A 12,346-nucleotide genomic window follows, 5' to 3' on the forward strand; every position below is an offset into this window, starting at 1 on the left:
GTAATACAAAAAAATGAAAAAGGCAGTGAATAAAATGCATTCACAACCTTTTTCTGGAGCCGTACTTGCAATCATCAAGCTAAACTTAATGACATTGCCAATTGTAGTCCTCCCTTTATGTATGGTTGCTTATTTTACAGAAACAGTCATAGATAGCAGCCTGTTCCCCGATATCAGATATGATATCTTCCGTAAGAATATTCACAGAACCACTTTTATGCCACCAACCCTCATATATCATCAGAATCTCATCCCCGATACTATCATCAACTTCAGATTTTGCTATCAATGCACCCTGTTTCGATTCGATCTTGATAAGACCATCTTTGAGCAAACCATGGGCTGCAAACGTCTTTTCATTCATATATACCACTGGTAATTTACTTGTAAACGCAAAATGTTGAGAATGCAAGGATTTCTTGCAATGGGGTGTGAGCAATCTCAATGGAAATTCTCGATCTCCTGCCAATGCTGGTATATAAGCAGGCAGTGGATTTGCTCCTTCTTTCATAGCTATCTCTGAGTATAGTTCAAATTTACCTGTCGGTGTCTCAAATTTTCCATCTTGCCAAGGAACTTCCCGCTCAGGGATTGTAAAATATGAATCCTTTATTTGATCCAAGGTAATTTCATATGCATCCAACAAAGGTTGAATTGCCTTTTTTAAAAATTCAGCCTGATCCATATCGGGATATGCCTTTATCTCCATCTTCTTTGCAAGACGCCGGAAGAATTCGTATTCTCCCATTATCCCTTCAGGAGGCTCTACTGCCCTTGAGGAATAGCTTACGTAGGGAGAAAACATTGAGGAATAAATAACTTCCTCTTCCTCTAATATACTGGTACATGGCAGTACAATATCCGCCAGCTTAGCTGTATCTGTCATAAACATATCAATGACCACTTTAAAATCTACTTTCTTAAAAGCTTCCATGGTTCGATGAATATTTGGTACTTGTACCAGAGGATTTGACTTGGTGACGAAAACACACCCAATAGCTGGTGTCTGTGCCGTTTCTAAAAACTCTCCCAGCTTCGTCTTACTATAGGTTCTTTGGTTTTTTATGAAATCCTCACTTTTCACCACTTCACCCTGTATATAGCGTGATATGCTCTTATTGGCATAGTTCACACCGCCTCCTGGTATTCCAATATTTCCAGTAATGGCTCCCAGCGCATCTATGCAACGGACATTATTCCCTCCATTGATATATCGCTGTAATCCATATCCTACAATAATACAGGAAGGCTTATTCGTTGCATAAGCTATTGCCAATCTTTTTATAGTCTCTTGATCAATCCCTGTGATCGCTTCCACCCGTTCAGGCGTAAAATCCGCTGCATGGTCTTTAAATGCTTCATAGCCTTTTACATGCTGATTAATATATCCTTGGTCTACTAGACCCTTATCAATGATTACATGGGCCATACCCAAAGCCAGCGCTCCATCTGTAGAAGGTTTTATATATACGTGCTCCGATGCAACACTGGCTGTCTTCGTTCTTATTGGATCGATCAATATGATATGGGTTCCTTGCTTCTTTGCTTGGGCCAAGTATTCCATAAGATGAATATTGGTATTGTAGGGATTCCTTCCCCATATAATAATGGTCTTGGCGTTTAAATGATCCTTTGGATGATGCCCCCGGTTATCGCCAAAATCATATTTTTGTCCTTGAATCCCTGCACTCCAGCATAAGCTTCCTCGAGAAACTGTAACCCCGCCATAATAATTAAAAAACATGTTATCCACGGATTTACTCAATCCTCCATACCCGGCATCAGAGCAGTGAAGTACAGCCGTTGTACCATAGTTCCTTTTGATTTCTATCAATTTATCACTGATTTCATCTATAGCCTCTTCCCAGCTTATTTCGAACCACCCATCCCCTACTCTTTTCATTGGCTTTTTCAGCCTTTCTGGATGATAAATTCTTTCCAAGTGCTTCTTTCCCTTTTCACATACATATCCTTTTGTCAATGGATGAGCAGGGTCTCCTTCTACCTTTATCACCCTTCCATCCTGTACGGCAGCGATCATGCCACAGGCATCAAAACAGTCCATGGGACAAGTAAATTTGATCATCTCGCTTTTCATATCCTCACACCCTACCTGTCAGATTTTATTATATACAGATATATTATTATAAAAAAATGACCCATTAAGGATCATATATAATATCTACATGTACATCATCAATTATTTTTTCTTGCTTAGTCGGTTTGATGATCGATTTACGTAATCCATAAAATCTTGGTCTAGCACACTCTGTGAAATATGCCTGATTAATTCCCTTAATTTCGTCTGATCTTCTTCACTCAAACGATCTATTGCCTGTAGTATCTTGTATGGATAGCCTTCATCGCAATCTTTCTGGGTTTCACTCCGCAGTCGTTTGCCTTCCTCAGTAATATATACCCGAGTAACTCTCCCATCCTGCATATCCTTTTCTTTCTTTACCAAGCCCCGTTGATCCATTCGATTAACAATATCCTGGGTAGTAGAGAGATTCCACAACCCCTTTGCAGCCAAGTCCGATAGCTTTATGCCATCATCTAAATAAAGAATCCATAATACATGAAGATGAGCATTGGTCATTCCATACTTTTGCGCATGTTCTTCCCATTCTCTTTCCACCGTTTTATATAGTCCCTTCATCAAATTTAACATTTGATGAATCCGAATCGTATTTTCTTTAACCACTCTCTCCACCTGCCGTCTCCTAATATAAGTCCTATGATCATGTGGCTGATGATTACAAGCATCTTCATACGCATCAAAGGCAATTTCCTTTAAGAATTGTTTTTACACATGTTCCTAAATTCAGTGTTGCAATACTTCAAATACTCTATTTTCAGTCTTGTAAGCTCTTCATATTGTACAGGAGTGATCTTTCCCTCAGCTAGCAGACTATCTACAAATTCAATAAACTTTACAACCAAGTCTATTAAATCTTCCTTATGGCCTTGTCCTTTGTTTCTATCTGTACACTGCATTATATCACCTCATGTAACGATATAATGTTTATATTAAACATTTTTATCAAAAATCCTCCTCAGAAAGTATTTTTTTACTATTCTTACCTTTTCTTTTTATTTACAGCCACTTATGGGAGAAAAACAATCGGAACACCTATGCCTATAATCCAATACCACTTTTAGGCAAATGAATAGAAAAAATACTTCCCTCACCAACGTTACTCTCCACTTGAATCTTCCCACCATGGGCCTCTACAAGGACCTTGGTTATGGATAGTCCTATACCCGTCCCCCCTGTTTCTCTACTCCTTGAGATATCTCCTCTATAAAATCTTTCGAAAATATATGGAATATCTTTTTCTTGAATACCTATTCCTGTATCCTTTATTTCTATGATGATTTCGTCATACTTATCTTCTAACTTTACCCAAACAGAACCACTTTCATTGGTGTATTTATAGGCATTGGTAAGTAAATTGATCAGTACCTGCTTTATCTTGTCTCTATCCATAATTACACGCATATCTAACCCAAGCTCCATAAATACTTCGATATGTTTTTTCATAAATTGAGGCTTCATAGCCTCTACCGTTTTTCTTATTTCTTCAGACAGAGAAAAGTTTTCTTTATTTAGCTGAAGACTTGCTTGTTCAAGCTTTGCTAAGTTTTGTAGATTTCCAACCAGTTTCGATAGCCGTTCAACCTCTTCATAGCAGCTAACAAATCGCTCCTCTGTAGGTGCCCAAATGCCATCCATGAAAGCTTCAATATGGCTTTTCAATGTAGTTAGAGGTGTTCTAATTTCATGGGCCATATCAGTCGTCAGTCTTTTCCTAAGCATTTCCTGCTGTTGCAGACTTTCTGCCAAATAATTCATTGCCTCAGACAACTGATCCAACTCCAAGGTATTTGTGTTTACATTTGCCCGTACGTTAAGATTTCCCTCTCCCATATGCCTAGCAGCTTGTGTAATCCGAATAAGAGGTGTTGTTATTTGACGTGAAAACCCTATACTAACAATCAAACCAAATAGCAATGCCGCTGTAGCCGAAAGAATAAAAGCTTGGTTTAGTGTACTTTTGAATCCAATATCCTGTTCTGTCAAATTCCATCGCCCGAAGTATCCAATAACCACTGTCCCTATTTCTTTTCCGTTCTGTTCAAGGGGATAGCTCTCTTCCATATATTCTTCCAATTGCTTTCTCCAGCCCATCCCCATCATCCGACCTGGCATATTTCGCATCATTCTTTTATGGAGAAGATGTTCTTGGCTTGATTCAAACACTTGATTTCCCTGGGAATCTAATACTCGAATATATAAGTCTTCTAAGATAGCCACCCGCTCCAGTTCTCCGTCATTTTTATTACGGAAGCCATCTTTTTCACCATATACGCCACGAACCAAATCAATAACCTTATTGATCTTCCCTTGATGTTCCCCATGAAGATACTCATTGAATCGCTTGTCTATCATATAGTTCGATATAATACTAGTAATCAGGATAGCCCCTAAAATTGCAATCAGGAAGGCGAATGTCAGTCTCTTTACCAAGGACACCTTCATTTTCCACCTCCAAACTTATAGCCCATGCCATAAACCGTTAGTATATATACAGGATTTTTAGGGTCATTCTCTATCTTTTGTCTTATGTTCTTGATATGAGTATCGATTGTGCGGTCGAAACCATCATAATCATAACCGAAAGCCTTTTCAATCAACTGCTCTCTTGTGAAAATCTGCCCCGGATTCACAAGAAACACATAAAGCAATTTGAATTCATTTGGCGTGAAATTTAGGATATCACCATTTTTTTTGACGAGCATCCGCTTCACATCAACTTCCAAATCACCATGATTATAGCTTAAAAAATCTGCTAACGGCTGCTCTTCTCGATAACTTCGACGAATCAAAGCCCTGACCCTGCCGATCAACTCCCTGGGACTAAAGGGCTTTGTCATATAATCATCTGCACCTATGGCCAAACCTTCAATTTTATCATCTTCCTCAGACCTAGCAGTAAGCATAATAATGGGGATATCTGACATGGTCCGAATTTTTCTGCATACATCCTCACCGGATATTTTCGGAAGCATAAGATCCAAAATAACTAGGTGAACCTGCTCTCTATTTATGATTTCTAGAGCATTTTCCCCATCCTCGGCAATCAATACATCGAACCCTTCATTTTTTAAGTATGCTTGAATGACCTCCAGTATTTTTTTCTCATCCTCTACCACCAATATACTCTTGCTTTTCATACGCTCCCCCGCAATCCTGTCCCTTTTCTTATTTCTATTTTTTCATTTTCTTTGATTGTTGTAAAGTACGTTTTATCACTGATTATATCGATGTATTGTGAAGGAAATGTGGAGATAACCTATGCAATTTTCTTACGATTTATCCACTTTGCTATAAGGCTTAAAAAACCAAAGATAAAACTTACGGCTCATGTAGAAAGTAACAAACAAAGTAATCCATGTCCAATACCATTCCCAGTTGGTATAAATAATCAGCCTAGTATTTTTTTCCAAAAACACCTCTATTATTGTGATACCTGAGCAATAATAGACATAATGCATCCATTGCCTTCCTTTGCCTTTCCCTTCTGGATAATGCAAATTAAATAATACACAGATTGCAGGATATACAAAAAACTCAAAGGTAAAGCTGGTCCTAGATGCTTCCATAAAAAATCTTATTGGATATTCAATCATATCCAATTCTACAACTAGAAGACCAAATATCCACGTCAAAAACAACTTAAAAAGAAAAACAAGCCATGCTTCACGCGACCGATTCCTTGGAACATATCGGATCAGCAGATTTATCGTTATAATCCATGCAATTACTAAAATGGTATATTCCTTATTCAACCTAAACACTCCTTGAACTTCACAAATATATTTATATTTTTGGTTCTCTTGCAATAAACTATACTCCATCAAAACTATATCATGGTGCTGATGCTTGGAAAGTTCATATATCTTACTTCTATGAAAAGCCTTTTTCACTAGTATGCCCATATTTTTCACAGTTAAATGTCCATCTTTTCCGTTGTTCTATTCCTTAATGAATCTACAAAAACACAATGGGGGAGTAGATAAAATCTACCGCCCCCATTATGTTTATCATTTTGACTGCCAAGAACACATATGTCTTTCAATAAAATCTATCGATACAAACAATAGTAATCCAATCATGCTAAGTACAACGATACCCGAATACATCTCCAAATAATTTACCCGCATCCAGGCATCCATGATAAAGTAACCCATGCCGTATTGCGTACCAAAGGTCTCTGTAAAAAACAAGACCGATATGGCCGTTGCCATGGCAATCCGAAGGGATGTAAGGAATTTAGGCATTGAAGCAGGAATAATGATTTCACGAAAAATATCTTTATTGTTTGCCCCTAAAGAATACAGGGGATAGTACGCTTCCTTAGGAATAGCTTTGACACCGTCCCGAATAGCAATAATCACCTGGAAAATGATGATCAAAACAATCATAAGAATCTTTGATAATTCACCTAAACCAAAGCTTAACATGACAATGGGAAGCAGCGCAATCTTGGGGATGGGATAGGTCAAGTATGTAATAGGAGAAAGAAATCGATCCCATGTTTCAAAGTACCCCATAACCAAGCCAATGGGCACCCCTATAAGAATTGAAAGAAGTACCCCTGCACCGATTCGCCATAAACTATAGCCGCCATGAATCATGATTTTTGAAGCAAATATCTTCACAAGATTTATCATCACATCAAAAGGAGCCGGCACAATAGGAAGAGCGATGATCATGGACAATCCCTGCCAAATTAAGAGTAACGCAATCATCCCATAACCATAGTACGTCAATTTATTTTTGTCTATCATTTATCCAGTCCTCTTTCATCATTCTCCTCAGCTCAAGAGATAGGGAAATATATTCTTTTCGATTCCTTATATTTTCCATACCAAAAATAGGATTATTTATAACTTTTTGTACCTTGCCAGGCGCATTTGATAATATGACAATCTTACTGGCCAAATAAATTACTTCTTCCACATGGTGGGTAACAAGAATCGTAGAAACAGGCTCCTCCTTCCATGCCTCAAGAAAAGTATCCTGAATCTCCTCCCTGGTTATGGCATCCAATGCAGAAAAAGGCTCATCCATCAGAAGCAAATCAGGCTTTAGTATGAATGCCCTAGCCAGTGAAACTCGCTGCTGCTGTCCTCCACTAAGTTCGTTAGGATACCTTTTTTCCAATCCACCTATCCCTAGTCGTCTCAAGGTATGTTCTACATCCCCATCCGATATCTTGTCTTTTCCATCCTTTATTTTGATTCCTAAAGTCACGTTTTGATAAACATTTTTCCAAGGCAGTAACCCGTAGTTTTGAGGAATGAATCCGATTCTCTGCCTGTTTGGCATCACAGCTTCGCCTCTAATTTTCACACTACCGTCATAGTCCGTGATGATCCCTGCAAAGATCTTTAAGAGGGTAGATTTCCCACAACCAGAAGGCCCTATGATGCCGCAAATCTCTCCATCAGGAATCTCTAGATTGATATTCTCCAGGGCAACATAATCGCTGTCCTGGGACTTGTAGGTTACAGTTACGTTTTTTATATCGATCATATAAATCTTACCTCATAAATTTGTCGTTGACTAACTCCTCATATTTGTATGTGTTTTTGACAAGCGCTCTCTCATGAAGCCACTGAATCACATCAACCACTTCTTTTTCATCTGGCAGTGATGCTTGGGTATATACTGGCATCACAATCGTTCCTCTGATGGCTTCAGGGAAGCCTCCTTTTTCAATCAGTATATCTACATAACTATCTACGGATTCACTGGTTAAGAAGGCCACAGCTTTGTTATAGGCCCTATACATGGCTTTGATTTCTTGTTCCTTTTCGTTAATAGACTTTCCTGTAAAAAGAATTATTCCCGGATTGATATTTAGTTCGTTTGAGCTTGCCAAAAGCTTTGCACCATCCTTCATGGCTACGGAAGCTAGTGGTTCTGGCAGTGTAGCCCCAGCGATTTTGCCGCTTTGGAGCATCTCTAATCTAGCTGGCATCTTTGGTATCACAACCTTATTGATATCTTCCGGTGTCAATCCCTCTGCCTTCATCATCTGATCTGTTACATATTCAATGATCGTATTCTTCGAGATCCCTACATCTTTTCCTTTTAAGCCTGGAATATCTGACGCTGCTTCATCTTTATTAACCAATAGCTTATAGCTTCCATTGGTCATGGATGTGATCCATACATCAAAATCATTATCTTTGGCAAAGGCCTCTGCCAATATATCTGAAATGGCTCCATCTAGATTTCCGCTTTGCAATGCACTATCACGCTCCATGGCACTGGTGAATTGCTCCAATTTCACAGTCAACCCCTCTTCTTCAAAGTAGCCCTTTTCCTGGGCAATAATAAGAGGAATCGAATCCACGTCAGGTAATACCCCCATGGTAATACTGCCTAGTTTGACAGGTTCCTCGCTGTTTGTCTGCTGATTGGTATTGGCACAAGCCCCTAACATTAACATCACCAATAAGATTAATGAAATACTCATTATTTTTTTCATTTTATAATCCCCCATTCCATTCATGATATAAATGATTCTCTACCTCAAGATTCCGCATAACTCTGCCAATGATGGCATCTACCATATCCCCAATGGTTTTTGGTTTATGATAAAACCCCGGCATAGCAGGTAAAACCGTAACGCCCATCTCACTGAGCGTAAGCATATTCTTCAGATGAATTGTACTTAATGGTGTTTCCCTAGGCACCACCACAAGATTCCTTTTTTCTTTTATACACACATCGGCAGCCCGAGTCAGGAGATTATCTCCAATACCATGGGAGATCTTCCCTAAAGTTGACATGGAACATGGCAGTATGACCATGGCATCTATGTTGAATGATCCACTCGCTATTGGAGCAAACAAATCATCTATTTCACAAAGGTGAAGTTTACCGCCATACTCCTTACACTTGCTTACAATGTGATCTAGGGTCAAATTCACTTCATAGCTTATTACTTGTTCACCACATGTTGTGCACACGAGAAAGACCTCATGACCTAGTTTTAAGAGTTCTTCCAATAATCTAACGGCATATATACTTCCACTTGCACCTGTTACTCCTAGTATAAATTTTGACAAAAAATCACCTCGGTCATTATATAAAAATGTCTAACGCTACAAAGATACATAATACAACGCTAAGAATCTGATTAATGTTATAGGATGCAATCTTCATTGTCTTCAAATTTTTCGGTGAAACCATCATGTGCTCTACGAAAAGTAATACCCCTGCAATAGACACACCAATTAAATATAAACTTCCCATGTTCATAAGATAATAAAGGTACATAAGGAGTGCGATTACTGTTCCATGAAAAAAAGCAGCAATATATAAGCTATTTTTAATACCAAACTGTGCTGGTATCGAAAACAGTCTTTGACTACGGTCAAAGTCTACATCCTGGGTAGCATAAATGATGTCAAAGCCAGCCACCCAAAGAGTAACCACAGCGCCTAAAACAATAGAAGGCCACCCAACTTCACCTGTTACTGCCATCCATGCACCCACAGGTGCACCGCCACAGGCTATACCCAATACCACATGGCACGCCCAAGTAAATCGCTTGGTATAGGAATACACACCAAAAGCTACTAATGCTAAGGGAAGGAGCTTTACACACAAGGGATTAAGCATAAAAGCTGCTAAAACCATCAATGAGAAACACAGGATGACCAATCCCACTACTTCATACACCTTTACGCTTCCCATGGGTAGATGACGATTGGCGGTTCTAGGGTTTCTTGCATCAATTCTTCGATCAACTAGACGATTTAGCGCATTTGCCCCATTCCTTGCTCCTATCAACGCAACCAACATCCAAAAGATAACTTTCCCCGAAGGCAGACCCTGGGCTGCCCAAAGCATAGCGATGATGGCAAATGGAAGTGAAAATAGTGTATGGGAGAACATCACCAGTTCTCCATAGGTCTTAACCTTACTAAATCCCATACTGTTCCCACCTTTCACTCACCATATCCTTTATTTCCTTTAACATCTCGATATCATTAGGCCACTCCCTGGTATGACCTTCCGCAGACCATTTTTTTGTTGCATCAATGCCCATCTTGTGCCCATAGCGTGGGAGGTTGGAGGCATGGTCCAAAGCATCCAATGGACCTTCCACAATCACTATATCCCTGGCTGCATCAATATTATTGAATACCTTCCAAGCCACCGTTGATAAGTCATGAGGATTTACATGCTCATCCACAACGATGATCATCTTGGTATACATCATTTTCCCCATCCCCCACATGGCATGCATTACTTTCTTAGCTTGTCCTGGATATGATTTCTTGATAGATACAATAACACAATTATGGAATACGCCTTCTATAGGAAAATTCATCTCGATAATCTCTGGAATTTGAAGCTTCACCATTGGTAACAAAATTCGTTCCGTAACTTTGCCCAAATAACAATCCTCCATGGGCGGCTTACCCACGACTGTAGCTGGATAAATTGGATTTCGCTTTCTTGTAATCTTTGTTACATGAAACACGGGAAATAAATCCCTTACCGAATAATACCCTGTATGATCTCCAAAAGGTCCCTCCACCCTTAATTCATCTATATCCACATAGCCCTCCAATATAAACTCTGCATTGGCGGGTACAAATAGATCGTTGGTCACACATTTCACAATCTCTAAGGGTGATTTTCTTAAAAACCCTGCAAATATCATCTCGTCAACTTCTTTTGGTAGGGGTGCCGCTGCAGAGTAAATCGTAGCTGGATCACATCCAATAGCTACGGCCACAGGCATCTTACCTCCTAACACCCTATATTTCTCATAAATACGCCTGCCATCCTTATGGAGATGCCAGTGCATACCAGTAGTTTTCTCATCATAAACCTGTAATCTGTACATTCCCATATTCTGCATACCGGTTTCAGGGTCCTTCGTAATTACCAAGGGTAGGGTAATGAACGGTCCTCCGTCCTCAGGCCAGCATTTTAAGATGGGCAGATTTGTAAGATCTGGCTCTTCTATGACTTCCTGACAAGCTGCCTTTGTTACTTTTTGGGGAGACATTTGGGCAAGACTTGCCAGTTTTGGAACAGATTTCACCTTATTTACAAAGGAACTGGACATATCCATCAAATTTTCAATCTCTTGGGCTATTTTATTGATGTCGTTGACTTCTAATGCCATATTCATTCGTTCATAGGTTCCGAATGCATTGATTAATACTGGATAGGGTGACCCCTTCACATTCTCAAACAAAATAGCTGGCCCATAAGCCTTTGATACACGGTCAACAATCTCTGTAATCTCAAGATTTCGATCCACTTCAACTGGAACCCTCTTAAGCTGTCCGGTGTCTTCTAATCTTTTGACAAAATCCTGAAGATCTTTATACGACAAAACTGCATCTCCTTTCCGCCACTACTTTTACATATGAATTCATCTACTTGGTAACATCTTGGTCCTTTAAATCCCTAACTATTCATTGGATTGCCAACAAATTAACTTTCTACATTTAACCCTAAAATCCTCTTATATATTGGTAAAACTTCAACTCTCTTAGGACGTTTTCTTAAGTAGCGAGTCACCAGTAGTTCTATTTCACCTTGTTTTCTTCAATGATTAAATAGTCATAATTTGTTTTTCATGTCATATATATAGCTTTATATTGCTTTTTCTAGGAGGTAAACTATGTATCGCAACAAAAACCCATTTGTATCTATTATAGGCCTAATCATCCTTGTATCTATTTTTAGTATAAAATACTTCTAGATACCACAACAAAGAGCAGGATTTCAATCCTGCTCTTTGTTGTAAAAAAATATTTATACGCTATTATTTATAAGCTTATACTCAAGAAGCTATATTTAGAGGATAATCTTCCTTGGCAAATAAAAGTATAAATCCTTCTGACTGATCTGTCGAAGGCAATACATCTACCAAAGTCCATCCAGCCTTTTTTTGCTTTTCAATCGTTATATAGAATTCACTAAAGTCATTGATTGTCTCAACAGAATATATTTTCATTGCTGACCGCCCTCTTTGATATATTTGAATGTATTCATTATATCAAAATAACTTGTCGGTCACATGAGCCATAGGACATATTCAGCCCTAGGAAAATATCCCTATGAATTGGCTAGTGATGTTTTCGCAAAAAAGAAAGAACGCAAGACGACTCTTCTTCGTCTTGCGTTCTTTATGTACTGCTTAGCTCTGCATAAGTGATTCACACCAAATCAGAGATTTGGGTTCACTACTTAGCCCTGCATTAGCGACTTGCACAAACTCATACTGAGTTTGGCAAT

13 protein-coding genes are annotated in these 12,346 nt (G+C 38.9%); all 13 read right to left on the minus strand.

Annotated features, from left to right (window positions below; genetic code table 11):
• Window positions 1-115: 115 nt before the first annotated feature.
• Entirely contained in the window at window positions 116-2,098 is a 1,983-nt protein-coding gene (locus K0R93_RS18795) for a molybdopterin-dependent oxidoreductase (protein WP_300304867.1), read from the minus strand.
• Between the two features lie 102 nt (window positions 2,099-2,200).
• Entirely contained in the window at window positions 2,201-2,713 is a 513-nt protein-coding gene (locus K0R93_RS18800; RefSeq protein WP_300304869.1) for a MarR family winged helix-turn-helix transcriptional regulator, read from the minus strand.
• 80 nt (window positions 2,714-2,793) lie between these two features.
• Window positions 2,794-2,997 carry a hypothetical protein gene (locus tag K0R93_RS18805; RefSeq protein WP_300304871.1) on the minus strand — a complete coding sequence of 68 codons (204 nt, stop codon included), beginning with the start codon at window positions 2,995-2,997 and terminating at the stop codon, window positions 2,794-2,796.
• A gap of 142 nt (window positions 2,998-3,139) precedes the next feature.
• Entirely contained in the window at window positions 3,140-4,543 is a 1,404-nt protein-coding gene (locus K0R93_RS18810; protein WP_300304873.1) for a sensor histidine kinase, read from the minus strand.
• Window positions 4,540-5,238, minus strand: coding sequence for a response regulator transcription factor (locus tag K0R93_RS18815; protein WP_300304874.1), 699 nt, complete (start codon window positions 5,236-5,238; stop codon window positions 4,540-4,542). Before K0R93_RS18815 ends, K0R93_RS18810 begins: the two co-directional genes overlap by 4 nt.
• Window positions 5,239-5,370: 132 nt before the next feature.
• Entirely contained in the window at window positions 5,371-5,853 is a 483-nt protein-coding gene (locus tag K0R93_RS18820; protein ID WP_300304875.1) for a CBO0543 family protein, read from the minus strand.
• Window positions 5,854-6,108: 255 nt separating this feature from the next.
• Window positions 6,109-6,855 carry an ABC transporter permease gene (locus tag K0R93_RS18825; RefSeq protein ID WP_300304876.1) on the minus strand — a complete coding sequence of 249 codons (747 nt, stop codon included), beginning with the start codon at window positions 6,853-6,855 and terminating at the stop codon, window positions 6,109-6,111.
• Entirely contained in the window at window positions 6,839-7,603 is a 765-nt protein-coding gene (locus K0R93_RS18830; protein ID WP_300304878.1) for an ABC transporter ATP-binding protein, read from the minus strand. The genes K0R93_RS18825 and K0R93_RS18830 overlap by 17 nt, the downstream gene beginning before the upstream one ends.
• A 7-nt stretch (window positions 7,604-7,610) precedes the next feature.
• Window positions 7,611-8,564 (minus strand): ABC transporter substrate-binding protein, encoded by a 954-nt coding sequence (locus K0R93_RS18835; RefSeq protein WP_300304880.1) that lies wholly within the window; start codon window positions 8,562-8,564, stop codon window positions 7,611-7,613.
• Between the two features lies 1 nt (window position 8,565).
• Window positions 8,566-9,147 carry a UbiX family flavin prenyltransferase gene (locus tag K0R93_RS18840; protein WP_300304882.1) on the minus strand — a complete coding sequence of 194 codons (582 nt, stop codon included), beginning with the start codon at window positions 9,145-9,147 and terminating at the stop codon, window positions 8,566-8,568.
• 16 nt (window positions 9,148-9,163) lie between these two features.
• Window positions 9,164-10,018 carry a UbiA-like polyprenyltransferase gene (locus tag K0R93_RS18845; RefSeq protein WP_300304884.1) on the minus strand — a complete coding sequence of 285 codons (855 nt, stop codon included), beginning with the start codon at window positions 10,016-10,018 and terminating at the stop codon, window positions 9,164-9,166.
• Window positions 10,008-11,438 (minus strand): menaquinone biosynthesis decarboxylase, encoded by a 1,431-nt coding sequence (locus K0R93_RS18850; protein WP_300304886.1) that lies wholly within the window; start codon window positions 11,436-11,438, stop codon window positions 10,008-10,010. The genes K0R93_RS18845 and K0R93_RS18850 overlap by 11 nt, the downstream gene beginning before the upstream one ends.
• 453 nt (window positions 11,439-11,891) lie before the next feature.
• The gene (locus tag K0R93_RS18855) at window positions 11,892-12,065 is read right to left on the minus strand and encodes a hypothetical protein (protein WP_300304888.1); all 174 of its coding nucleotides are present in this window, start codon (window positions 12,063-12,065) and stop codon (window positions 11,892-11,894) included.
• Window positions 12,066-12,346: the final 281 nt, after the last annotated feature.

Origin of the sequence: Anaerosolibacter sp., from assembly GCF_029240175.1 — a bacterium.
Lineage (GTDB): Bacteria > Bacillota > Clostridia > Peptostreptococcales > Thermotaleaceae > Anaerosolibacter.